This window comes from Microbacterium californiense, from assembly GCF_047246625.1.
In the GTDB taxonomy this organism is placed as follows: domain Bacteria; phylum Actinomycetota; class Actinomycetes; order Actinomycetales; family Microbacteriaceae; genus Microbacterium.
This window is the reverse complement of record NZ_JBFOKQ010000001.1, coordinates 2,011,502-2,033,402: the sequence shown is the minus strand read 5'-3', so window position 1 is coordinate 2,033,402 and position 21,901 is coordinate 2,011,502. Positions and strand designations below refer to the sequence as shown.

22 protein-coding genes are annotated in these 21,901 nt (G+C 72.4%); 8 read left to right on the top strand and 14 right to left on the bottom strand.

The annotated features are described in order from the left end of the window. Nucleotides 1-68: 68 nt before the first annotated feature. Nucleotides 69-1,040 carry an electron transfer flavoprotein subunit alpha/FixB family protein gene (locus AB3M82_RS09710; protein ID WP_412957452.1) on the bottom strand — a complete coding sequence of 324 codons (972 nt, stop codon included), beginning with the start codon at nucleotides 1,038-1,040 and terminating at the stop codon, nucleotides 69-71. A gap of 2 nt (nucleotides 1,041-1,042) precedes the next feature. Further along, nucleotides 1,043-1,819 (bottom strand): electron transfer flavoprotein subunit beta/FixA family protein, encoded by a 777-nt coding sequence (locus AB3M82_RS09705; protein ID WP_412957450.1) that lies wholly within the window; start codon nucleotides 1,817-1,819, stop codon nucleotides 1,043-1,045. Nucleotides 1,820-1,941: 122 nt separating this feature from the next. On the opposite strand from AB3M82_RS09705, the gene AB3M82_RS09700 reads away from it, so the two are divergent. The 3 genes from AB3M82_RS09700 (at nucleotide 1,942) to AB3M82_RS09690 (ending at nucleotide 3,475) form a co-directional block, all read left to right on the top strand. Next, nucleotides 1,942-2,478, top strand: a complete 537-nt coding sequence (locus AB3M82_RS09700; protein ID WP_412957447.1) for a MarR family winged helix-turn-helix transcriptional regulator — start codon at nucleotides 1,942-1,944, stop codon at nucleotides 2,476-2,478. Between the two features lies 1 nt (nucleotide 2,479). Then, nucleotides 2,480-2,971, top strand: a complete 492-nt coding sequence (locus AB3M82_RS09695) for an SRPBCC family protein (protein WP_412957445.1) — start codon at nucleotides 2,480-2,482, stop codon at nucleotides 2,969-2,971. A 297-nt stretch (nucleotides 2,972-3,268) separates the two neighbouring features. Then, nucleotides 3,269-3,475 (top strand): YdeI/OmpD-associated family protein, encoded by a 207-nt coding sequence (locus tag AB3M82_RS09690; protein ID WP_412957443.1) that lies wholly within the window; start codon nucleotides 3,269-3,271, stop codon nucleotides 3,473-3,475. 13 nt (nucleotides 3,476-3,488) lie between these two features. Here AB3M82_RS09690 and AB3M82_RS09685 read toward each other — a convergent pair whose 3' ends face one another. The 5 genes from AB3M82_RS09685 to AB3M82_RS09665 all read right to left on the bottom strand — a co-directional run bounded on the left by AB3M82_RS09685 (nucleotide 3,489) and on the right by AB3M82_RS09665 (nucleotide 9,401). Then, nucleotides 3,489-4,265, bottom strand: coding sequence for an enoyl-CoA hydratase (locus AB3M82_RS09685; RefSeq protein ID WP_412957440.1), 777 nt, complete (start codon nucleotides 4,263-4,265; stop codon nucleotides 3,489-3,491). A 320-nt stretch (nucleotides 4,266-4,585) separates the two neighbouring features. Next, nucleotides 4,586-5,473, bottom strand: coding sequence for a 3-hydroxyisobutyrate dehydrogenase (mmsB, locus tag AB3M82_RS09680; protein ID WP_412957439.1), 888 nt, complete (start codon nucleotides 5,471-5,473; stop codon nucleotides 4,586-4,588). After that, nucleotides 5,470-6,654 (bottom strand): acyl-CoA dehydrogenase family protein, encoded by a 1,185-nt coding sequence (locus AB3M82_RS09675; RefSeq protein WP_412957437.1) that lies wholly within the window; start codon nucleotides 6,652-6,654, stop codon nucleotides 5,470-5,472. Before AB3M82_RS09675 ends, mmsB begins: the two co-directional genes overlap by 4 nt. A gap of 20 nt (nucleotides 6,655-6,674) precedes the next feature. Next, nucleotides 6,675-8,177: a CoA-acylating methylmalonate-semialdehyde dehydrogenase gene (locus AB3M82_RS09670; protein WP_412957436.1), complete on the bottom strand. Its 1,503-nt coding sequence runs from the start codon at nucleotides 8,175-8,177 to the stop codon at nucleotides 6,675-6,677. 285 nt (nucleotides 8,178-8,462) lie between these two features. Continuing rightward, complete coding sequence (locus AB3M82_RS09665) at nucleotides 8,463-9,401, bottom strand: NADP-dependent oxidoreductase (RefSeq protein ID WP_412958033.1); 939 nt, start codon at nucleotides 9,399-9,401, stop codon at nucleotides 8,463-8,465. Nucleotides 9,402-9,513: 112 nt separating this feature from the next. Between AB3M82_RS09665 and AB3M82_RS09660 the strand changes: the two genes are divergently transcribed. Continuing rightward, nucleotides 9,514-10,017, top strand: coding sequence for a MarR family winged helix-turn-helix transcriptional regulator (locus AB3M82_RS09660; RefSeq protein ID WP_412957434.1), 504 nt, complete (start codon nucleotides 9,514-9,516; stop codon nucleotides 10,015-10,017). 26 nt (nucleotides 10,018-10,043) lie between these two features. On the opposite strand, the gene AB3M82_RS09655 is transcribed toward AB3M82_RS09660, so the two are convergent. Then, the gene (locus AB3M82_RS09655) at nucleotides 10,044-11,228 is read right to left on the bottom strand and encodes a thiolase family protein (RefSeq protein ID WP_412957433.1); all 1,185 of its coding nucleotides are present in this window, start codon (nucleotides 11,226-11,228) and stop codon (nucleotides 10,044-10,046) included. 136 nt (nucleotides 11,229-11,364) lie between these two features. On the opposite strand from AB3M82_RS09655, the gene AB3M82_RS09650 reads away from it, so the two are divergent. Next, nucleotides 11,365-11,949, top strand: coding sequence for an antibiotic biosynthesis monooxygenase (locus tag AB3M82_RS09650; protein WP_412957431.1), 585 nt, complete (start codon nucleotides 11,365-11,367; stop codon nucleotides 11,947-11,949). Between the two features lie 120 nt (nucleotides 11,950-12,069). Here the strand turns inward: AB3M82_RS09650 and AB3M82_RS09645 are convergent, their stop codons facing one another. Next, on the bottom strand, nucleotides 12,070-13,245 hold the full coding sequence (locus tag AB3M82_RS09645) for a hypothetical protein (RefSeq protein WP_412957429.1): 1,176 nt from the start codon (nucleotides 13,243-13,245) through the stop codon (nucleotides 12,070-12,072). A gap of 7 nt (nucleotides 13,246-13,252) precedes the next feature. Between AB3M82_RS09645 and AB3M82_RS09640 the strand changes: the two genes are divergently transcribed. After that, nucleotides 13,253-13,588 carry a hypothetical protein gene (locus AB3M82_RS09640; RefSeq protein WP_412957428.1) on the top strand — a complete coding sequence of 112 codons (336 nt, stop codon included), beginning with the start codon at nucleotides 13,253-13,255 and terminating at the stop codon, nucleotides 13,586-13,588. Between the two features lie 62 nt (nucleotides 13,589-13,650). On the opposite strand, the gene eccCa is transcribed toward AB3M82_RS09640, so the two are convergent. The 5 genes from eccCa to AB3M82_RS09615 are packed head-to-tail and all read right to left on the bottom strand — an operon-like array spanning nucleotide 13,651 to nucleotide 20,806. Next, nucleotides 13,651-17,592, bottom strand: a complete 3,942-nt coding sequence (gene eccCa, locus AB3M82_RS09635; protein WP_412957426.1) for a type VII secretion protein EccCa — start codon at nucleotides 17,590-17,592, stop codon at nucleotides 13,651-13,653. Further along, on the bottom strand, nucleotides 17,589-18,383 hold the full coding sequence (locus tag AB3M82_RS09630) for a hypothetical protein (RefSeq protein ID WP_412957424.1): 795 nt from the start codon (nucleotides 18,381-18,383) through the stop codon (nucleotides 17,589-17,591). Before AB3M82_RS09630 ends, eccCa begins: the two co-directional genes overlap by 4 nt. 2 nt (nucleotides 18,384-18,385) lie before the next feature. Next, nucleotides 18,386-19,717, bottom strand: coding sequence for an EsaB/YukD family protein (locus AB3M82_RS09625; protein ID WP_412957422.1), 1,332 nt, complete (start codon nucleotides 19,715-19,717; stop codon nucleotides 18,386-18,388). Further along, nucleotides 19,714-20,013 carry a hypothetical protein gene (locus AB3M82_RS09620; RefSeq protein ID WP_412957421.1) on the bottom strand — a complete coding sequence of 100 codons (300 nt, stop codon included), beginning with the start codon at nucleotides 20,011-20,013 and terminating at the stop codon, nucleotides 19,714-19,716. The genes AB3M82_RS09625 and AB3M82_RS09620 overlap by 4 nt, the downstream gene beginning before the upstream one ends. Beyond that, nucleotides 20,006-20,806 (bottom strand): FHA domain-containing protein, encoded by an 801-nt coding sequence (locus AB3M82_RS09615; protein ID WP_412957419.1) that lies wholly within the window; start codon nucleotides 20,804-20,806, stop codon nucleotides 20,006-20,008. The genes AB3M82_RS09620 and AB3M82_RS09615 overlap by 8 nt, the downstream gene beginning before the upstream one ends. 377 nt (nucleotides 20,807-21,183) lie before the next feature. Between AB3M82_RS09615 and AB3M82_RS09610 the strand changes: the two genes are divergently transcribed. Continuing rightward, complete coding sequence (locus AB3M82_RS09610) at nucleotides 21,184-21,519, top strand: hypothetical protein (protein WP_412957418.1); 336 nt, start codon at nucleotides 21,184-21,186, stop codon at nucleotides 21,517-21,519. Between the two features lie 17 nt (nucleotides 21,520-21,536). Continuing rightward, nucleotides 21,537-21,845 (top strand): pore-forming ESAT-6 family protein, encoded by a 309-nt coding sequence (locus tag AB3M82_RS09605; RefSeq protein ID WP_412957416.1) that lies wholly within the window; start codon nucleotides 21,537-21,539, stop codon nucleotides 21,843-21,845. Nucleotides 21,846-21,901 lie beyond the last annotated feature (56 nt).

Here is a 21,901-nt window from a genome sequence, read left to right as displayed (position 1 = left end):
GGTCGCCGCCGGGGACGCGCGGGAGGCCGCGCCGCAGCATCCGCTGCTCCCCCGTCTGACCGGACACGCTAGCTCTTCCGTGCGTCGAGCGCGGCGATGATCTGCGGGACGACGGTGAACACGTCGCCCACGATGCCGAAGTCGGCCACCTCGAAGATGGGCGCCTCGGGATCCTTGTTGATCGCGACGATCGTCTTCGAGGTCTGCATGCCGGCGCGGTGCTGGATCGCGCCCGAGATGCCGAGCGCCACGTACAGCTGCGGAGACACCGAGACACCGGTCTGCCCGACCTGGTGGGACTGCGGGATGTAGCCGGCGTCGACGGCCGCGCGCGAGGCGCCGACCGCCGCGCCGAGGGCGTCCGCCAGCTCCTCCACGAGCACGAACTTCTCCTTCGAGGCGAGCCCGCGCCCGCCCGACACCACCCGGGTCGCCCCGCGCAGCTCGGGCCGCGACGACACGGCCTCGATCGTCTCGACCGGTCCGACCGACGCCGCGACGGCCCCGGATGCCGGCACCTCCAGCGCCTCGACGACCGGCGCGTCGACGGCTTCGGCCCGCGCCTCGACCGCACCCTGGCGCACCGTGATGACGGCCGCGCCGTAGGTGGGCGCCGCATCGACGAGGTAGGCGCCGCCGTAGACGGAGTGGTGGGCCACGACACCCTCGTCGTCGCGCGAGACGCCGACCGCATCGACGCAGAGCGCGGTGCGGGTGCGGACGGCGAAGCGCCCCGCCACGTCGCGGCCGCTGATCGAGTTCGAGAGGAGCACGGCATCCGGCTGCACTCGCTCGTACGCCGCCTGCAGGGCGTCGACGATCGGGACGGCAAGAGCCGAGGCGTCGCCCGCCGCGGTCAGGACGACGGATGCTCCGGCCGCGGCGACCGCGGTCACGGCGTCGTCGGCGGCGCCGACCAGCACCGCCACGGGGGAGCCGATGGTCGCGGCGGCTCCGAGAAGCGCAGCGGTGCTGCTCGCGGGGGCACCGGAGGGGTCGACGTCGATCAGCACGAGGATCGGGTTCTCGGGGTAGCCCATCGTCACACCAGCCTGTTCTGCACGAGGTAGTCGACGAGCTGCGCGGCCGCGTCGCCCTCGTCGGTGATCTTCACGCCCGCGGCGCGCGGGGGCTTCTCGGCCACGGACGTCATGATCGTCCGTGGAGCGGCGCCCGGGTCGGCCGAGACGCCGAGATCGGCGAGGGTCAGCACCTCGAGGGGCTTCTTCTTCGCGGCCATGATGCCCTTGAAGTTGGGAAACCGGGCGTCCGGCAGCGCCTCGGTGATCGAGACGACCGCGGGAAGAGGGGCGGTGACCGACTGCGCCCCGGCATCGGCGGCGCGGGTGCCGGTCACGGCATCCGCATCGATCTCGACCGTCGTGAGCGCGGTGGCCTGCGCCCATCCGAGGTGCTCGGCGAGCATGGCCGGGATCACGCCGCCCGCGCCGTCGGTCGAGAGGTTGCCGGTGATGACGACGTCGGGGGCGCCGCGGCGGATCGCGGCGGCGAGAACCTCGGCCGTGAGGCTCAGGTCGGCCCCGGCGAGCTGCTCGTCGGCGATGTGGATCGCGGAGGCCGCGCCGATGGCGAGGGCCCGGCGGACGGATGCCGTGGAGGTGGCGGGAGCCATCGAGACGGCGACGACCTCGGTGCCCTCGTGCGCGTCGGCGTGCGTCAGCGCCACCTCGAGCGCGCGTTCGGTGATCTCGTCGAGCACGAGGTCTCCGGCCGCGCGGTCGGCGAGCCCCGTCTCCAGGTTCAGCTTGCGGTCGCCGTAGGTGTCGGGCACCTCTTTGACCAGGACGAAGATCTTCATCGAATACTCCTCACGACTGTCTCGATTCTAGTCCTGCGGGACTCCGTGTCACCCGGCCTGAAACTGGAAACCATCGGCGACGGCATCCGTCGTGCGGAACCCACTCCCGGTACCGTAGAGGCGTGGCCCGCCCCCGCCCTCTGCCCGTGGACCCGCTCGCCGAGGCGAAGCGGCAGTGGCTCGCGCACGGGTGGACGGATGCCGCCGACGGCATGGCCGTGGTGACCTCGGTCATGCGCGCCCAGCAGCTCCTGCTCGCCCGCGTCGACCAGGCGCTCAAGCCCTTCGGTCTCAGCTTCGCCCGCTACGAGGTGCTGCGGCTGCTGGCGTTCAGCCGCGAGGGCCGCCTGCCGCTGTCGAGCGTCGTCGCCCGCCTGCAGGTGCATGCCACGACCGTCACCAGCACCGCCGACCGCCTCGTGCGCGGCGGCCTGATCGTGCGCGAACCGCATCCGCACGACGGCCGTGCGGCGATGCTGGCTTTGACCGGCATCGGGCGCGACCTCGTCGAGAGGGCGACCGTGGCGTTGAATGCCGAGGTGTTCGCCCACCCCGGACTCGGCTCTGACGATGCTGCCGAGCTGGTCGCGATCGTCGCCCGTCTCCGCAGGGACGCCGGCGACTTCACCGACCCGCGTCCGCACCCGGATCCGCTCTGACATGGCGCAGTTCGTGCTCGAGACCGTGATCGCGGCGCCCGTCGAGGCGGTGTTCGCGGCATCCCTCGATCCCGAGCTGCACGTGCGGTCGATGGCGGCGCACGGCGAGACGATGGTCGAGGCACCCGCGGGCGGCGCCTTCGCCGAGGGATCGACGGTGACCTGGCGCGCCCGGCACTTCGGCATCCCGTTCCGACTCCGGTCGCAGGTGTTCGATATCGATCCGCCGCGCGGGTTCCGCGACCGGCAGATAGCCGGGCCCTTCGGAGCCTTCCTGCACGTGCACTCGTTCAGAGAGCATCCGCGGGGCACCCTCATGCGCGACGTCATCACGTTCCGCTCGCCGTTCGGGCCGCTCGGGCGGGCGGTCGACGCCCTGTTCCTGCGCGAGTACATGCGCCGGGTCATCGCCGCACGCAACCGCACCCTCGTGGCGGAGCTGGAGAGCGCCCCCTCCGGCGACGCACCCCTCCCGCCGCGAGACACCGCCTGACGCGTGCTGTCTCGCGGCGAACCCGGTGTTCCGCACCACACGCGGCGTACCCTGTGCGCATGAGCGAACTGCGCGTGCACACCGTCCTCGAAGCCGGCGGCCCCGCGACCGCGATCGTCCTCACCGACGAGCAGGTCGCGTCGTTCGGCGCGGGCAGAGCGTTCCCGGTCGCGGTGACGATCGGTGATCGCACGGCCCGACTGCGCCTGAGCCGCATGGGCGGTCGCAAACCTGATCGGCCTGAGCAAGGCCTCGCGCACCGAGCTGGGTGTCGAGATCGGCGACGAGGTCGACGCGGTGATCCGTCTGGATGCCGGCGAGCGCACCGTCGACGAGCCCGCCGCGCTGACGGCGGCGCTCGACGCCGACCCCGCGCTGCGCACCGCCTTCGACGCGCTCACCTACTCGGTCCGCAAGGAGCACGCGCGCTCCGTCGCCGAGGCGAAGCAGGACGCCACGCGCGACCGCCGCATCGCGAAGATCATCGACGCACTGCGCAGCTGACGCGGACACGGCGTCAGCGATGCCGGAAGTCGGGCTGCCGCTTCTCGCGGAACGCGGCCATGCCCTCCTTCTGGTCCTCGGTGTCGAAGAGCAGGGCGAACGCCTGCTTCTCGTGGGCGAGACCGTCGGCCAGGGTCGTCTCCAGCGCGGTGTCGAGCGCCGCCTTGGCGGCGTAGACCGACGGCAGCGACTTCGAGGCGATCGTCTCGGCCAGCGTGGTCACCTCGGCAACCAGGTCGGATGCCGGGACCACCCGCGACGCGAGACCGATCCGCTCCGCCTCGGCGGCGTCGATGATGCGGCCCGAGAGGATGAGCTCGGCGGCCTTGTAGTACCCCACCGCGCGGATCAGCCGCTGCGTGCCGCCCATGCCGGGGATCACGCCGAGGTTGATCTCCGGCTGCCCGAACTTCGCGGTGTCGGCGGCCAGGATGATGTCGCACATCATCGCGAGCTCGCACCCGCCGCCCAGCGCGAAGCCCGCGACCGCCGCGATGACGGGGGTGCGCACGGCGGCGAAGTCGTTCCAGCGGCCGAAGTGATCCGTGGCGAGCATCTCGGCCGACGTCATGTCGGCCATCTCCTTGATGTCGGCCCCGGCCGCGAAGGCCTTCTCCGAGCCGGTGACGACGATCGCGCCGACCCCCTCGTCGGCGTCGAAGGCCAGGGCGGCGGCGGTCAGCTCCTCGGCCACCTGCCGATTCAGCGCGTTCAGCGCCTGCGGGCGGTTCAGGGTGATCCACCCGACCCGTCCGCGCTGCTCGACCAGGATCGTCTCGTACTCGGTCATCGGATGCTCCGTCCTCTCCGTCGTCGGTGTTCAGTATCTCGCTCTGCGTCCTTCGTCTCGCTCCGCTCGCTCAGGAACCGGATGCCCGGCTCGCTCTCTCAGGAACCGGATGCCCGGCCCGCTCGCGGGACCGGGTGTTCGGCTCGCTCGCAGGACCGGGTGTTCGGCCCGCTCGCAGGACCGGGTGTTCGGCTCGCGCAGGACCGGGTGTTCGGCCCCCTCGCAGGACCGGATGCCCGGCCCGCTCGCAGGGCCGGGTGCGCCGGATGCCCGGCGGCCCGGTCCCTGAGCGAGGAGCGCAGCGACGAGACGAAGGGCCGTCACACGAGGTCCGCGCGGATGTCGGTGATGATGCCCGAGAAGTCGCGGCCCGCACCGTCGCCGGCGGCGTAGGCGGCGTAGATCTGCTGGGCGAGCCGGCCCATGCGGGCATCCGTCGAGGTCTGCTCGATCGCCTGGAGCGCGAGCCCGAGGTCCTTGGCCATCAGCGCTCCGGCGAATCCCGGCCGATAGTCGCGGTTGGCCGGGCTCGTCGGCACCGGGCCGGGCACCGGGCAGTTCGTCGTGATCGACCAGCACTGCCCCGACGCCTGCGACACCACGTCGAACAGCGCCTGATGCGCGAGACCCAGACGCTCCCCCAGCACGAACGCCTCGGCGACGGCGATCTGCGACACCGCGAGCACCATGTTGTTGCACACCTTCGCCGCCTGGCCGAGTCCGGGGCCACCGCAGTGCACGATGCGTGCGCCCATCGCCTCGAGCAGGGGCAGCGCGGCGGCGTAGTCCTCATCGCTCCCGCCGACCATGAACGCGAGCGTGCCGTTCTCGGCGCCGACCACGCCGCCCGACACGGGGGCGTCGATGTTGCGGTGCCCCGCGGCGAGCGCGAGCGCGTGCGCCGCGCGGGCCTCGTCGACGGCGATCGTCGACGACTCGATGAACAGCGTGCCGGGGCGCGCGGCCGCGAGGAGGCCGGTGCGGTACGCCTCGATGACGTGCTTCCCGGCGGGGAACATCGTGATCACGGCATCCGCGTCGGCGACGGCATCCGCTCCGCTGTCGGCGACCGGGATGCCGGCCGCGCGAGCCGCCTCGACTGCGGCGGGCATCACGTCGAAGCCGCGCACCTCGTGCCCGGCCTTCACGAGGTTGACCGCCATCGGCAGCCCCATGTGCCCGAGGCCGAGGAAGGCGACGCAGGTCACGATCCGCTCCGCATCGACGCCGACCCCGCGGGGCGCAGCATCTCGCGGCCGACGATGAGGCGCATGATCTCGTTCGTTCCCTCGAGGATCTGGTGCACCCGGAGGTCGCGCACGATCTTCTCGATGCCGTAGTCCTGCAGGTAGCCGTAGCCGCCGTGCAGCTGCAGCGCCCGGTTGGCGACGTCGAAGCCGGCATCCGTCGCGAAGCGCTTGGCCATCGCGCAGCGCATGGTGGCGTCGGGCGCGCGGGTGTCGACGGCCTCCGCGCCGTCGCGCACCATGAGGCGCGCGGCCTGCAGCTCGGTGCGCATGTCGGCGATCTGGAACAGGATCGACTGCTTCTCGGCCAGCGGCTCGCCGAACGCCACCCGCTCGTGCACGTACTGCACGGCCCGGTCGAGCGCTCCCTGCGCCCCTCCGAGCGAGCACGCGGCGATGTTGAGGCGACCGCCGTTGAGGGCCGACATCGCGATCACGAAGCCGCGCCCCTCGTCGCCGAGCAGGGCGGATGCCGGCACCCGCACGCCGTCGAGGATCACCTGCCGCGTGGGCTGCGCGTGCCACCCCATCTTCTTCTCCGGAGCGCCGAAGCTCAGCCCCTCGGCGTCGCCGGGGACGAGGAACGCGGAGATGCCCGAGGCGCCGGGGCCCCCGGTGCGCGCCATGACGACGTACACCGCCGCCTCGCCCGCGCCGGAGATGAACTGCTTCACGCCGGTGAGCAGGTAGTCGTCGCCGTCGCGCACCGCGCTCGTGGCGATGTTCGCGGCATCCGATCCCGCGCCGGGCTCGGTGAGGCAGTACCCGCCGAACTCGGCCATCAGGGTGAGGTCGGGCAGCCAGCGGGCGATCTGCGCGTCGGTGCCGTAGGTGTCGATCATCCACACCACCATGTTGTGGATGGAGATGTACGCGGCGACCGCCGGGTCGGCCTTGGCCAGCTCCTCGAAGATCGCCACCGTGTCGACGCGGCTGAGCCCGGTACCGCCCGACTCCTCGCGCACGTAGATGCCGCCGAGACCGAGCTCCCCGCCGCGACCGAGCGACTCCCGGGGGAACAGGTGCTTCTCGTCGCGCTCGAGCGCGTGCGGGGCGAGCTCGGTCTCGGCGTACTCGCGCACCGCCTCGAGGATCGCCTCGCGCTCCTCGGCGGTGGTGGTGGTGACGTCTGTCATGGTCATCGCGACTCCTCGTCGGCGGATCAGTGCAGGGTGGGGATGACGAAGCTGGCGCCGTCACGGATGCCTGCGGCGGGCCAGCGGCTCGTCACGGTCTTGGTCTTGGTGTAGAAGCGGAAGGCGTCGGCGCCGTGCTGGTTGAGGTCGCCGAAGCCGCTGCGTTTCCAGCCGCCGAACGTGTAGTACGCGATCGGCACCGGGATGGGCACGTTCACGCCGACCATCCCCACCTCGACGCGGGCGGCGAAGTCGCGGGCCGCATCGCCGTCCCGCGTGAAGATCGCCACGCCGTTGCCGTACTCGTGCTCCGACGCCATGCGCAGCGCCTCCTCGTAGTCGGCCGCGCGGGCGATCACGAGCACCGGGCCGAAGATCTCCTCCCGGTAGATCGCCATGTCGGTCGTGACGTGGTCGAACAGCGTCGGACCCAGGTAGAAGCCGTTCTCGTGGCCCTCGACCGTATGGCCGCGGCCGTCGGCCAGCAGCGTCGCGCCCTCGTCCACCCCCTGCTGGATGTAGCCCTCGACGCGCTCGACCGCCGCGCGGGTGACCAGGGGGCCGTAATCGACGTCGGCGGCGAGCGACGGACCGACCCGCAGCTGCCCGACACGTTCGCGCAGCTTCGCGGCGAGAGCATCCGCCGTCTCCTGCCCGACCGGCACGGCCACCGAGATGGCCATGCATCGCTCCCCCGCCGACCCGTACCCCGAGCCGATGAGCGCGTCGACGGCCTGATCCAGGTCGGCGTCGGGCATCACGATCATGTGGTTCTTGGCCCCGCCGAAGCACTGCGCGCGCTTGCCGTGGGCGGCGGCCGTGGCGTAGATGTACTCGGCGATGGGCGTCGACCCCACGAAGCCCACGGCGCGGACGCGATCGTCGGTGAGGAGCGTGTCGACGGCCTCCTTGTCGCCGTGCACGACATTGAGCACGCCCGCCGGGAGCCCGGCCTCGAGGAACAGCTCCGCGAGGCGCACCGGCACCGAGGGGTCGCGCTCGCTCGGCTTCAGCACGACCGCGTTCCCGGCGGCGAGCGCGGGCCCGGCCTTCCACAGCGGGATCATGGCGGGGAAGTTGAACGGGGTGATCGCGGCGACCACGCCGAGCGGCTGCCGCATCGAGTAGACGTCGATCCCCGCCCCCGCGCCGGTCGAGTACTCGCCCTTGAGGAGGTGCGGGGCTCCGGCGGAGAACTCGATGACCTCGAGGCCGCGCTGGATGTCGCCCTTCGCGTCGTCGACGGTCTTGCCGTGCTCGCTCGCGAGGAGCTCGGCGAGGGACTGCATCTCGCGCTGCGCCAGCTCGAGGAAGCGCAGCAGCACCCGGGCGCGCTTCTGCGGGTTGGTCGCGGCCCACGCGACCTGGGCCTCTTCGGTGTTCGCGATGGCCGCGCGCACCTCGTCGGCGGAGGCGAGCGGCACCCGGGCCTGCACCGCGCCGGTGCTCGGGTCGAACACGTCCGCGAAGCGGCCTTCGCTCGGAGTCAGAGGCGATCCGCCTACGAAGTGCGGAATGGTGCGAGTCATTTTGCGACGTCCCTTCGTGCCGTCGTTGGCACATCGCCAGTTTACGTGGACGCCCGCATATTTACTAGGCCTTCCATGTATCTCGCGGGCTGGTGGCGTTCGGGCGGCGTTCACCGGCGCGTCATCTCGCCGGGTTACAACTGCAGGAGCGCGGACGGACTCAGACCGGATCGGGTAGTCACAGGCTTCCGCGCCACGGTGAGCGCATCTCGCTCCCGGACCCCCGCCGAAATCGGGTCGGCGGGGGTCTCTCCGTTTCGGCACGGCGGATCGGATGCCGGGAGCTCAGGCCGCGGGCGGGAGGACGACGACCTTGCCCCGCAGTGCGCCCGCGCTCGCCGCCTCGTGGAGGGAGGGCAGCTCGGCGAGCGGCACGTGCCGCGTCTCCGCGACCTGCAGCCGCCCCTCGTCGACAAGCGCCACCAGCCGGGCGAGCTGCTCCCGGTCGCTGCGCACGAACACTGTCTCTGCGCGCACGCCCCGGCGCTCGTCTCCGGGCGTCGTCATCCACGCCGTGGTACTCACAACCACGCCGTTCTGCCGCACGCGCCCGACGAGGGACGCGAACTCCTCCGGATCGATCGGCGCGAGGTTCAGCAGCACGTCGACCGGCTCGACGACGGCTTCGAGGACCGATGCGGACGTGTGGTCGACGACCTCGTCGGCGCCGGCGGCCTGCACGGCCGCGCGGCTGCGCGGGCTCGCGGTGGCGATGACGTGCGCTCCCGCCCGGTGCGCGAGCTGCACGGCGTACCCGCCGACCGTGCCCCCGGCTCCGACGATCAGGACGCGCTGCCCCTCCTGGATCCGGGCCAGCTCGAACAGCGCCTGCCACGCCGTGAGCGCCACGGACGGCAGCGCGGCGGCCTCGACCAGCGGAGTGCGGGCGGGGGCCGCCACCAGGGCGGCGGCGGGGGCGACGACGTACTCGGCGGCCGCGCCGTCTCCGGTCATGGGCAGGAACCCGATGACCGCGTCGCCGGTCGCGAGGCCGTCGACCTCGGCGCCCACCGCATCCACAATGCCGGCGACGTCGTACCCCGGGGTGTGCGGCAGCGTCACCGGAATCGGGAGCGTGCCGGCGCGGATGCCGCTGTCCGCGGCGTTGAAGCCCGAGGCGGCGACCCGCAGACGCACCTCCCCCGCTCCGGGTTCGGGGATCTCGACGTCCTCGTAGCGGAGCACCTCGGGACCGCCCTGTTCGTGGAAACGCACTGCCTTCATCATGATCGTTCTTCTTTCGCTCAAATGCTTCGAAGTTGAAGCACATAGCGACCGTAGCACTGCTTCGAGATCGAAGCAACTAATTCGAGATCGAAGCACGTAGGATGGAGTCATGCCCGATGCCGACGCCCCGCTCCACCCCGCCGAACTCGACGCGTACTTCGCGCTCATCGAGGTCAGCAGCCTGCTCCGGCACGCGGTCGAACAGCAGCTCCGCGAAGCCGGCGGCCTCAGCTACGTCCAGTTCCAGCTGCTCGCGCGCCTGGGCGACTCGCCCGAGGGCAGCGAGCGCATGACCGCTCTCGCCGACGGCGTGGTCTACAGCCGCAGCGGCCTCACGCACCAGGCTGGCCTGCTGGAGAAGATGGGGCTCGTGACCCGTGCACCCTCCGCCGACGACGAGCGGGGGGTGACGCTCACCATCACGGAGCGCGGGCGCGCCGTGCTCGCCGACGTGTTCCCCGGCCACATCGACCTGCTCCGCAAGCTCCTGCTCGCCCCCCTCGACCGCGCGCACGTGGCGTCGCTGGCCGAGACGCTCGGCCTGGTCCGCGAGCACATGCGGGCCATCCCGCCCCGGTCGGCCGCGCCCCGCCGACGCCGGAGCACGGCCTGACGGCGGACCGATCGGAGCGCGACGATCTAGAAGCGCTCGACGATCAGGGCGTTGGCCATGCCCCCGCCCTCGCACATCGTCTGCAGGCCGAGGCGTCCGCCGGTCGCGTGCAGGTGGTCGACGAGCGTGCCGAGGAGGCGTGTTCCCGACGATCCGAGCGCATGCCCCAGGGCGATCGCCCCGCCCCGCGGATTGAGCTTCGCGGGATCGGCTCCGACCTCGGCGGCCCACGCCAGCGGCACCGACGCGAACGCCTCGTTCACCTCGTACGCGTCGAGGTCGTCGATCGTGAGACCCGACCGCTCGAGGATGCGGCGGGTCGCGGGGATCGGGCCGGTGAGCATCATCAGCGGATCGTCGCCCACGACGGCGAAGGAGCGGATGCCGGCGCGCGGAACGAGCCCCAGCGACGCGGCGCGCTCCGCGCTCATGAGCAACGCGGCGGAGGCGCCGTCGGTCAGCGGCGAGGAGTTTCCCGGCGTGATGCGCCAGTCCAGGTCGGGGAAGCGGTCGGCGAGGGCGTCCGTCCGGAACACCGGAGACAGCGCCGCCAGGCCCTCGGCGGAGGTGCCCGGTCGCACCGTCTCGTCGGTCACGGCATCCGGAGCCTCCTCGACCCCGATCACGGTGCGATCGAAGAAGCCCGACGCCCAGGCGTCCGCCGCCCGACGATGCGATTCCGCGGCGTAGGCGTCGAGCACCTCCCGTCCGAGGTTCCAGCGGTGCGCGATCAGCTCGGCGGAGACCCCCTGGTTCACGAGCCCCTCGGGGTAGCGGGCGCGCAGCCGAGGCGACATCGGCGATCCGCCGGCGGCCGACGAGCCGAGTGGCACCCGGCTCATCGACTCGACGCCGCCGGCGATGACGATGTCGTAGGCGCCCGCCATGATGCCCTGCGCCCCCAGGTGCACGGCCTGCTGGCTGGACCCGCACTGCCGGTCGATCGTGGCGCCGGGGACGCTCTCGTCGAACCCGGCCGCGAGCACCGCCTGCCGCGCGATGTTCGAGGACTGGTCGCCCACCTGGCTCACGCATCCGAGGAGCACGTCGTCGAGCTGCTGCGACTCGAGTCCGGAGCGGTCGAGCAGCGCCGTCAGCACGCCGGCGGCGAGGTCGACCGGGTGCACGCCCGACAGCGCACCGCCCGGCTTGCCGCGTCCGACCGGCGTGCGGACGAGGTCGATCAGAACCGCTTCGCTGCGTGCGCTCATGTCCCCATTCTGCGCCCGCCGCCGTAACCTGCCCGACATCCGCCGCGAATAGAATCGACGACGCGCCCGAACCCCGGCGCGTCCGTCTCGCCCGGCGGGCCCGCGACCCGGGCCGCCCGCTCTCCGAGGACCGACCATGTCCAGCGATCCCATCACCGTGTCCATCCGCCGCGAGGTCGACCCCGCGCGCATCGCCGAGGCGACCGCCTGGGTGCAGACCGGGGTGAACCTCGCGAACAAGTACCCCGGCTTCCTCGGATCGGGCTGGGTCCGCTCCGGCGATGAGACGAACGTGTGGCACATGCTGTACCGCTTCACGGACGAGTCGACCCTGACCGCATGGGAGCAGTCGGGCGAACGCGGCTGGTGGCTGTCGATGGGCGAGGGCTTCGTGCGCAGCGAGCGTTCCCGCCGCCGCACCGGCATCGAGGGCTGGTTCGACGAACCCACCACCGGCACCGTCACGCTCCCCACCTCCACGGGCACGGCCGAGGTCACGGTGGTGAAGTCCCCTCCGCGCTGGAAGCAGGCGGTGTCGATCTGGCTCGGCTTCTTCCCGGTGAACCTGGTCTTCAGCTACGCGGTCTCGCCCGTTCCCGGATGGGATGCCGTGCCGATCTGGCTGCGCGTGCTCGTGACCACCCTGGTGCTGACCCCGATCATGACGTACACGGTGCTCCCGTGGGTGACGCGGATGCTGCGCCCCTGGCTCTCGCGCTGACCGACCGAGCCGGCGCCCCGACCGTCTCGCTCCGGGTCGAGGTCCCACGGCCGGATCGCGCCTTCACGCCGGAGGGCCCGGCGTCCGAGACGGACACCGGGCCCTTCGGTCGCAAGCCGCTCATTCCCAGACGACCGTGGGCTCCTCGGCAGCGAAGTCGACCTTCGGCGTGAGGAGACCCGCCCCGAACAGCACCGTGAAGTTCGCCTGATCACCGGCGGCGTTCTGCGCGACCAGGACGATCTCGGTGTGGATGGCGTCGAAGCTGCTGACGACCGCCCGCTCGCTGATGTCGCCCTTCAGCGCCGCCAGAGTGGACTCGCCCTCCGCCGTCAGCGCCCGCGTGATGCTGCCGTCGACCGGGGTGAACCCGTCCTGCTCATGCTGCGACACGTCCATGCCGCAGGGCGTGCTGAGCGTCTTCATGGCCAGGCACTCCCGCAACGACGCCGAGACGAGCTCGCGGTAGGTCGCCGCCCCCTCCTCGCTCAACACCGGTCGCGCGTCGTACAGGGCGTCGGCGTCGTCGTCGGTGGCGATGACGAAGGTCGGCCCCTTGTCGATCGTGAACCCCTCGACGTCGAGAGCCAGCTCATACGTTCCGGGGAAGACGGCGAGGCTCTCGTCACTGACCTCGACGCCGTTCATCGTCAGCCCCAGTCCTTCGAAGCCATACGTGCCGATGGTGACGAGCCCGTCGTACATGCTCATCTCCCCGTCGTAGCTGCTCTGATAGACCTTGAACTCCGTGGACACCTCCTCGCCGCCCACCGTGAAGGTCACCGGAACCGTGACCGGGTCGTACTCGTCCTTCGGCTCGGAGGGCTCACCGGTCTCGATATCGTCGATCGCCCCGAGTTCGCGCGAGGCCTTCAGGACCTCGTCGGTCAGCAGCACGTCGCTGTAGCTCGACGAATCGACATACTCCAGCGCTGCCTCGGCATCGCCGTCTGCGACGGCCTGCAGATACCCCTCGACGTACTCGGCCGGTGTCGACGCACCCTGGGGCGGGGAACCGCCGTCCCCGGCGCCCGCGCCGTCCGACCCCGCGCTCCCCCGAGCCAGCAGGGGCACCACGATGATCGCCGCGACCACGAGGAGCACGATCAGCGCGCCGGCGATGATCCCGATCCACGCACCCTTGCTGAGCTTCTGATTCGGGCCGAAGTCCTCGGGAGCGCCGGGGCTTCCCGGCACCGCGATGTGGGGAGCCTCCCCCTGCGCCGCGTAGCCGCCGGCAGGAACGTGGGGTCCGGATGCATGCGGCTCGCCCAGGACGGCTTCGCCCGGCGCCATCAACGGGATGCCGGGTGTCGGTGGTGTCGACTCGGACGCGGGACCCGGTGGTGTCGACTCGGACGCGGGAGCCGCCGTCGACTGGGGCGCGGGCTCGGGAGCCGGTGGCGTCGACTCGGACGCGGAACCTGGTGGTGTCGACTCGGACGCGGAACCCGGTGGTGTCGATTCGGACTCGGGAGCCGGCGTCGACTCGGACTGGGGAGCCGGCGGGGTCGACTCGTACTGGGGAGCCGGCGGGGTCGGCTCGGACTGGGGAGCCGGCGGAGCAGGCTCCGCGGGCTCGATGGGCTGCGGGTTCTCCGGGCTCTCGCTGGCGTTCACGCAGAACATCATACTGTAGTCATTCGTGGGCATATCGATATACCGATAGCCCGTATCTGAGGCATCCACCCCGGCCTGCGGTCACTCGAACCGGGCGACCTGCACCAGGGTCGGCGCGCCGCCGCGGCGCACGAGCCGGGCGCGTCCGGGGATCAGCGGCTCGGCGTAGAGACGCGGCGCCAACGCGCCCTCGGACCGGTCCCCGCTCATGAGGAGCAGGGACCCGCCGGTGTCGCGCACCGCCTGGAGCGAGGCGTCGAACAGCGCCCGGGACGCGCCGAGCACCGGGCGGGTGGCGATCACGTTGAGCCGCAGGTCGCGCGCGGACGCGAGATAGGGCAGCAGCGGTCGCAGCGGCTCGATCCCTCCGGCCGCCAGCACGTCGAAGTCGTCGACGACGACCAGGATACGCGGTCCGCCGCCCCGAGCCGCCTGACGCTTCTCCAGCTCGACGGCGATCGACGCGGCGAGCTGCCGGGCGAGCGGAGCCGAGGCCGCGTGCCCGCCCAGATACTCCTCGGGGATGTCGTCGGCCAAGCCGCCGCGCACGTCCATCAGTGCGATCACGAGCTCTTCGGGGGTGTGACGGGCGACGGCGCCGCGGATGATCCCGCGGAGGGTCGTCGTCTTGCCGCATCCTGTGTCACCGAGCAGCAGGAGATGAGGGTCGGCGTGGGCGAGGTCGAGCGCCGCGGTCTTCATCGTGTCCTGCCGGAGCCCGAGCGGGATCACCGCCGGGCCGCCTCCGGGATCCGCGAGAGAGGCGGGATCGAGGTCCTCGGGAAGGAGGCGGATGGGCGCAGCCTCGGGCCCGGCCCACGCCTCGGCCGAGCTCTGCGCGAGCGCTTCGAGCGCCTCCCCCACGGCCGACGCCTCGCTCTCCTCGCGCACGGGCAGCGCCACCTGGGCGAACAGGAGGCCGTCGGTCAGTGCCCGTCCGGGCTCGTCGACACGCAGCGAGGAGGAGAGCTTGCGTGCGAGCTGCGACTCGCCCGCGTCGTTCAGACGCAGCTCCAGGCGGGTACCGATGAGGCTCTGATGGTTGCCGCGCACGTCGTTCCATCGGGTGATCGTGGCCACCACGTGCATGCCGTAGCTCCCGCCGCGTTCGAGCAGTCCCGCCACCGGCTGCTCGAACTCCTCGAACTCACCGCGCAGCGCGCCGAAGCCGTCCACGAGCAGCACGACGTCGGCGGAGGGGAGCTGCGGAAGGCGTCCCGCCGCATGCCGACGGCGCATGTCCTCCACGGAGTCGAGCCCCTCCGTCCGGAACACCTCCTCGCGGACGCGCAGCATCACCGTCAGCTCTTCCAGCATCCGTCCGATGCGCTCCCGATGCCCCCGCGTCGCGACCCCGCCGACGTGCGGGAACCCCTCGATGCGGCCGAGGCCGCCGCCCGTCAGGTCGAGGCCGTACACGCTGACCTCCCTGGGCGTGCGGGTCAGCGCGAGCGACGCCGCCAGGGTGCGGAGGAACGTCGACCGGCCCGACAGCGGCGCGCCCATGACCGTCACGTGCCCTCCGGACCGCGCGAGGTCCAGCATCCAGGCGCCCTGGCGTTGCTGGGCGGGTTCGTCGAGCAGCCCGATCGGCAGACGCAGCCCGGGCATCGCCGGCGCGGGGAGGACCGCCGCGGAGGCGAGGACGGCCGTCGGAGGCGACTCCGATCCCGCCTCCGCCGCCACCGCCCCCAGTGCGAGGACGGTCGGCAACGGCGGCAGCCAGACGGGAGCGGTGCGAGGGGCGGCGGCGGCGAGCTGCTCCACGACCGCCTCCATGAGCGTGCGCCCCGAGCGCGTCGCGGCGACCGGGACCACCGGCTCGCCCTCGGCGACGGTCGGAGGCTGCACCGCGTCGTACGGCGGGATCACCCGCACCCGCGGTTCGTCGTCGGCATCCGTCTCGGGCAGGTCGCTCTCGGGAGCCGGCCCCGAGACGTACCCCGCGCGCAGGCGGGTGTAGACCGAGGTGTCGACCTTCAGATAGGCGTAGCCCGGAATGGCCGGAAGGTGGAAGGCGTCCGCCGTGTCGAGCACCATAGCGCTCTCGGCCGTCGAGAACGTGCGCAGACCGAGGCGGTACGACAGGTAGGTGTCCAGTCCGCGCAGCCGGCCCGCGTCGATGCGCTGACTCGACAGCAGCAGGTGCACGCCGATCGAGCGTCCGATGCGCCCGATGGTCAGCAGCAGGTCGACGAAGTCGGGCTCCGCCGTCAACAGCTCCCCGAACTCGTCGATCACGAGGAAGAGGTGCGGCAGCACCGGCAGGTCGGGACGCTCCTCCCGGCGCTGGCGGTACTCGGTGATGGATGCCGCATCGCCGGCGCTCTTGAGGAGCTGCTGCCGCCGCACGACCTCGCCGTTGATACTCGCCCGGGCGCGTTCGATCAGCTGCGGATCATCGGCCAGGTTGTCGATGAGTCCCGCGATGTGGGGCAGGCGCGCGAACGGCGCGAACGCCGCTCCGCCCTTGTAGTCGACGAGGATCATGCTGAGGTCGTCGGGCCCGTGCGTGGTCGCGAGACCGAGGACGAGCGTGCGCAGCAGCTCGCTCTTGCCCGACCCCGTCGCGCCGATGCAGATGCCGTGCGGTCCCATGCCCAGCTGGGCGGACTCCTTGAGGTCGAGCAGCACGGGATCGCCCCGGTCGTCGACGCCGAGCGGCACCCGGAGGAAGTCCGCCCCGGTGCGCGGGGCCCAGGAGCGCCGCGTGTCGAGCTCGAGGAGATCGCCGACGCCGAGCATCCCTCCGAGATCCGGGATCGCGGTCTCGGAGGCCTCGGACGCGGACGCCCGGGTGAGCCGCAGCGGGGCGAGCGGACGGGCGATGGTGTCGAGCAGGGCGGCTTCGACGGCATCCCCGACGACTCCGTCCACGGGCTCGCGTCCCGCGCCGGCGATCGTCATGCGACCGGCGTCGTCGATCACGATCCGCGCCGAGACCTCGCCCGGCTCCTTGAGCCGGTCGTCCAGGAGGTGGATGACCGTGATGCCCAGGTCGGCGAGCCGGAGAATCGGGTCCCACCGGGGGATCGGCGTCGCGACTCCGTCCCCCTCGTCCAGGAAGAGCACCAGCCGCACCGGTCGGGACGTCCGCCCCGCGCGTCGTGCAGCGGTCGCCGCGGCCACACGATCCCGGATCTCGCCGCCGATCGTCGACATCAGGTCGTCCAACGTCGGCGCCACCCGTCGCGAGAGCACCCGGTTGGGGTCGGCCTGCGGAGCCTGGGCGTGGGGCAGCAGATCGAAGCCGCGCCACTCCGGGAGGGCGGACGCCGGGATCACCGCGGCGAGATGCACCTCCTCCGGGGAGTGGAACGTCGCGATCTGCGCCGCCAGGGCGCGCGCCGTGCCGAGCACCTCCGCCCGTCCGCCGATGATCGCGACCTGTCCGCCCACCGCGAGATCGATCGTCGCCGGCATCCGCTGCACGATGCGGCCCGCGTCGACGAGGCGGCTCGCCGCCGCCCGCATGATCGGATCGGAGGGCGCCACCGGGTTCGTCTCCTCGGGCAGGGACAGCGGCAGCAGAGGGAGATCGGCCACTCCCACCCGGACGTCGAGGAAATCGGCGTCGCCGGGCCGGCGCTCCCACCGTCGCGCCGGGTCGTGTCCGGCGTCGATCAACGCCCCGGGCGCGGGATGCCGTCGGAGCGCCTCCGCGCGGACATCCCCCGCTCGCTCGCGGAGGTCGGAGCGCACGCGCTCGAGATGGTCGAGGTAGCGCTCGCGCTGGAGCCGCCGTTGCCGCACCGCCGTACCCCGCGCGGTGAACGCCAGGCCGATGCCGCCGACCAGGGCGACCACCAGGATCACGGCGCCGATGACGACGAACATCGGGTTCCCTCGCAGCAGCACCATCATGGTGATCGACGACAGGCTGCCCACGATGGGCAGCACCGCCTGCAGCGGGAACCCGGCCGCGCTGTCGTCGGCGGCGGGCGGGGGCGCCAGCACCAGGGGCTGGGGATCGGCCGGCGGCGCGGTCGATCGTGCCGGACGGTGCACCACCTCGCGCGTCATGCCGCGTCCTCCTCGGTCGACGGCGCCGCGATCAGCAGTGCCGCGAGCTGCAGCATCGCCTGACGTGCCGCCAGGCTCCGTGCGACGCCTCCGTGCGCCAGCCCGGCATCCCGGGGCACCTGCACCAGGGGGAGCCCGGTGTGCGCGCGGATGGTGCGCGGCACTCCTCGAGCGGTCCCCTCGCGATCCACGAGAGCGAGCACCGTCGAGGGATGCTCGGGCATCGCCGCCACTGCCTCGGCGACGACCCGGGCGGCCTCGGCCGCTCGCCGCTCCGCCGGGGCGACGACGCACACGCCGTCGCACAGCGCCGCGGCCGCCTCGAGATCGCGTTCCGGATCGCGCCGGCCGAGATCCACCATCGCGATCTCGTGGAACCGCATCACGGGCGCGATGTGACGGCTCCAGGCGTCCGCGACCCCTCCCCCGGGATGGGGCCGTGCGCCCCACACCCTCGGCCCGATGCGCTGCAGCGCCGCTTCCGCTTCGGCACTCGTCCGGATCAGCCGCCTCCCGCGCACCTCGGTGGTCCCGACAACGCCCAGCCGTCCCGCGAGCCGTCCGGTCTCGGAGAGGTCCACCGCCAGCACGGGTCCCTGCCGTCGGCGTACCGCAGCGCGCACCAGCTCGTGCGTCAGCATGGTGGCTCCCGCCTCGCCGACGAGGTGGACGACCCCGATGCGCCGGACGGACGCGACCGGCGTGCGGATCGCCCGGTCCCAGTCGAGGTGCCGGCGGAAGGCCGCCGTGCCGCCCAGGAGCGCGCGCGGGATCCCCGGGAGGTCGAGCACCCTCACGCCCCTGCCCCGAACATGCCGAGCAGATCGGGGTAGACGCCGAAGACGCCGACGGCGAGGGGCAGCAGCGACACCACGACCGCGGTCTCGACGGCGTCTCCGACGGCCCGCAGACGCGCCCGTCGATGCGGACGAGGGCGGACCAGAGCCCCCACGCTCGCGGAGGCCGCCAGGACGAGGCAGCCCAGGACCAGCGCCCCGCTCGGCACGGTGCCCAGTGCGGATGCCGCGGCGATGCCGGCCACGGAGAGGCCCGCCGCCCACAGCAGCAGGCCCTGGGACCGCACGGGGAACGCGCGTGATCGCATCACGGCGGCACCGGCGAGGGCGACCGCGAGGAGACGGCTCCACGTCTCTCCCGTTCCCCACAGCATCCCCCCGCAGACGGCGAGCGCAACCGCCAGCGCGGCGACGGTCCAGGTGAGCGCCGAGTACGCGTGACCGATCGACGTCACCGTCTCGAGGCGGCCGACCTCCGCGCCCTCTGCGGCGCGGTGGTCCAGATCGGTCAGCCCGGAGACCGAGAGAGCCGCCCAGGGCACCGCACCCGCGAACGCGGCGGCCAGCACTCCGACGACCGCGGCCGCCTGTCCGGCCGGCGCGCCCGCGAGGAGCCCCAGGAGGAGCGCGCCGAACAGCACCACCCCGACCGCGCCTCCGAGCACGGCCCCGCGGCATCGGGAACCGAGACCTCGGCCGACGAGCAGCACCACGGACGCGGCGAGCGCGGCCCCGGTCACCGGTACCGCTCCCCGCGTCGGCTCCAGGGAGATCTCGGCGAGGTGCAGCGCCAGAGCGGGCACCGTTCCGAGAGCGCCGGCGCAGAGGAGCGTCGCGAGTCCCCGGGCGCCGGCGAGACCGCAACCCAGGGCGCCGGCCACGAGAAGCGCGAGCAGGGCGAGCGTCACCGGTACGTCGAGGGGCGGCGGCGAGGGCAGAGCCGACGCTGCCACGGCCGTCGACATCGCGACCAGCACCGCACCGACCGCCCGCCGCGCACGGTCGTCCCATCGGTCGCGGCGCTCGGCGAGTTCCTCGGCGACGACGTCGACCACGTCGATCACGAGCGGCGGCGGGGGCGCGGCATCGAAGGGGAGGAGCTGGAGGAGCGTGCCGTCACGGAGCTCCTGGTCCCGAGGGGAACGGTCCGGATCGAGCGGGCGTCCCAGGGCGTCGACCAGCACGAGCGGGCGCCCGCCGGTGCCGGTCGGCTCGGAGAGCAGGTCGATGAGCTGCGGCAGCACGGCGCCGAGCGGCTCGGCGCTCGCGAGGGCGACCTCCGTCCGCCGCGCGGAGCCGCTGACCGTGATCCGCGTGTATCCGCTCATGGTCGGGCCCCCGAGCCGTCGTCGCCGCCGTCCGCCTCGGCATCCGTCCCGGTCGTTGCGACCATGCCGCTCGCCGCCTTCTCGGCCGCCTGCGTCGCGAGCAGATCCGACACGAACGAGATTCCCACGCACACGGCGCACGCGAGCGCGGCCACCACCAGCGAGCCGACGAGCCGACGGAGATTGTCGTTCACCGAGCGGCGTTCGTCGACGCGACCGTACAGCAGCGCAGACCCCAGTCTCATGCGCTGCGTCCGGGCCTCCTCGATCAACGTCCGGTCGCGGAGGTCAGGCATCGGCTGCTCCCGTCGCCGCCACTCGGGCTGCCCTCCGCGTCCCGGCGATGGTCAGACTGCGCTCGCCCAGCCACAGCACCGCGTCCGTCGGCATCCGCACGGCGAGGAACGGCTCGAGCCGGGTGCGCTCCGCACCCGTCTGGAGGATCGAGCCGTTCACGGACCCGAGATCCGACACCCAGACGTGCTCTCCGTCCCACTCGAGACGGGCGTGGGTGCGAGCGAGCGTGCGCGAGAGGTCGGGCCAGGAGAAGCGCTGATCGCTGCGGGTGCCCGGGGTCGGATGCCGCCCGATCACGAGGCCGCGGGCGAAGGGCACCCGCTGCCCGGAATCGAGTAGGGCGATCGCGTTCGTGACCGCACGCGCGCTCGGGGTGGGCTCAGAGGTGCGTTCGGGGAACCGGAACCCGGCGACCGCCGGGGCGAGAGGATCGCGCCCACGCCGCAGGTCGCAGGCGACCATCGCTCGCGCACGGACATCGGGGAGCAGCCGCCGCCCGGACGGGGTCGCGCTCGAGCGCTCGACGACGCGGATGCGCGTGAGGAGGCACCCGGCGGAGCGTCCTGCCCGGGCCAGGACCACGCCCGTCCCCGTCGCGATGCCCGCGCCGACCAGCATCCACAGCAGGGCGCTCGCAGGATCGCCCGTGACGGCGCAGACGGTCGCGGCGACGAAGGGCGTCAGCGCGATCACAGCGTCGAGAGCGAGGGCGAGCATCCGGCTCCGGGCGGAGGCGCGGATGCTGAACACGAAGGGGTCCACACCCGTCGATGCCCGGGCTGAAGCGTCCATGGAACCCCCTCTGCGCGGCTGCCGCGCGGTCACGATCGGGGAGTCTATACACGTCCTCGGACATGCGGTCCGCGCATATCGATATTCCGTTTGCATGCGAGGACACTCGTGCGACACCTCCCGGACGGAGTCGTTCCGCCAGCCGTCCTTCACCTGTCGGCGGGACCGTCACCGGCCGAGCGGCCGAGCGATGAGCGTCGCGGGATGTCCGCGTCCGTCGACGATCAGCAGTCGAACCGAGTACATCGGTGTACTTGCGGAGCATGTGGAGAACGCACCCGAGAACCGTTCGGGACTGTTACGCTTCCGTCTCAGTCCGGGGGGGACGACACCGCCGCACACGCGGCGGAGCGTGAACGAAGAAAGGGACGACCTGTATGAAGTTCGATATGGGATCGGAGACGCTCAGCGTCCTGACCACGCAGACGACGGGTTCGAGCGACGCGCTCGGCGCGCTCGTGAAGCAGCTCGTGGTGGCGGCCGATCCGCTCATGAAGGTCCACGCGGGCGCGGCGAAGGCCGCCTTCGACGGGTTCAAGGGGCGGGTCGACGAGGTGGCGGCCGAGCTCGACGGCTCGCTCGCCGCCGTCCTCGGGGGCATCTCCGGGATGGATCGGGCGTTCCGCGAGGGCGAGTCCGAGATGACCGAGCAGACCCGCGGGGCCGAGGGCGGCGTCGCCTTCGATGCCGCCCGATTCAGCGGATCGCGCTGAGAGACGAGGAGACGGACATGGCATACGACGATCGCCGCGCCTACAGCGTGGCCGCCTCGCAGGAGGTCCAGGGGGAGTTCGACCGCGTGGCGAGCCAGCTCGAATCCCTCATCGCCGACCGGGACCGGGCGGTGAAGTCCGCCCTGACCGACTACTCCGCCGACGGCGTCTCGGAGGAGTATCAGGCGAAGGAGGCCCGGTGGACGCGAGCCGCGGATGAGGTCCGCAGCATCATCACCGTGCTGCGGCGCACCATGGAGTCCAACGACGGGACGGCCGCTCAGACCGGTGCCCGGGCGCGCGCCGCCGTGGAGAACATCGGCTGACGGCATCCGCCGCTCGAGACGGCAGGAGGCCCGGCATCCGTGGGGATGGCGGACCT

Bases quoted from the DNA above. Each gene is read 5' to 3' on its own strand.
- AB3M82_RS09660 (WP_412957434.1), top strand. From the start codon at position 9,514: ATGCCCGATGCCGACGCCCCGCTCCACCCCGCCGAACTCGACGCGTAC.
- AB3M82_RS09640 (WP_412957428.1), top strand. From the start codon at position 13,253: ATGCCGGGTGTCGGTGGTGTCGACTCGGACGCGGGACCCGGTGGTGTC.
- AB3M82_RS09650 (WP_412957431.1), top strand. From the start codon at position 11,365: ATGTCCAGCGATCCCATCACCGTGTCCATCCGCCGCGAGGTCGACCCC.
- AB3M82_RS09645 (WP_412957429.1), bottom strand. From the start codon at position 13,245: ATGGCGCCGGGCGAAGCCGTCCTGGGCGAGCCGCATGCATCCGGACCC.
- eccCa (WP_412957426.1), bottom strand. From the start codon at position 17,592: ATGACGCGCGAGGTGGTGCACCGTCCGGCACGATCGACCGCGCCGCCG.
- AB3M82_RS09705 (WP_412957450.1), bottom strand. From the start codon at position 1,819: ATGAAGATCTTCGTCCTGGTCAAAGAGGTGCCCGACACCTACGGCGAC.
- AB3M82_RS09610 (WP_412957418.1), top strand. From the start codon at position 21,184: ATGAAGTTCGATATGGGATCGGAGACGCTCAGCGTCCTGACCACGCAG.
- AB3M82_RS09670 (WP_412957436.1), bottom strand. From the start codon at position 8,177: ATGACTCGCACCATTCCGCACTTCGTAGGCGGATCGCCTCTGACTCCG.
- AB3M82_RS09620 (WP_412957421.1), bottom strand. From the start codon at position 20,013: ATGCCTGACCTCCGCGACCGGACGTTGATCGAGGAGGCCCGGACGCAG.
- AB3M82_RS09605 (WP_412957416.1), top strand. From the start codon at position 21,537: ATGGCATACGACGATCGCCGCGCCTACAGCGTGGCCGCCTCGCAGGAG.
- AB3M82_RS09625 (WP_412957422.1), bottom strand. From the start codon at position 19,717: ATGAGCGGATACACGCGGATCACGGTCAGCGGCTCCGCGCGGCGGACG.
- AB3M82_RS09675 (WP_412957437.1), bottom strand. From the start codon at position 6,654: ATGACCATGACAGACGTCACCACCACCACCGCCGAGGAGCGCGAGGCG.
- AB3M82_RS09710 (WP_412957452.1), bottom strand. From the start codon at position 1,040: ATGGGCTACCCCGAGAACCCGATCCTCGTGCTGATCGACGTCGACCCC.
- AB3M82_RS09615 (WP_412957419.1), bottom strand. From the start codon at position 20,806: ATGGACGCTTCAGCCCGGGCATCGACGGGTGTGGACCCCTTCGTGTTC.
- AB3M82_RS09685 (WP_412957440.1), bottom strand. From the start codon at position 4,265: ATGACCGAGTACGAGACGATCCTGGTCGAGCAGCGCGGACGGGTCGGG.
- AB3M82_RS09695 (WP_412957445.1), top strand. From the start codon at position 2,480: ATGGCGCAGTTCGTGCTCGAGACCGTGATCGCGGCGCCCGTCGAGGCG.
- AB3M82_RS09655 (WP_412957433.1), bottom strand. From the start codon at position 11,228: ATGAGCGCACGCAGCGAAGCGGTTCTGATCGACCTCGTCCGCACGCCG.
- AB3M82_RS09665 (WP_412958033.1), bottom strand. From the start codon at position 9,401: ATGAAGGCAGTGCGTTTCCACGAACAGGGCGGTCCCGAGGTGCTCCGC.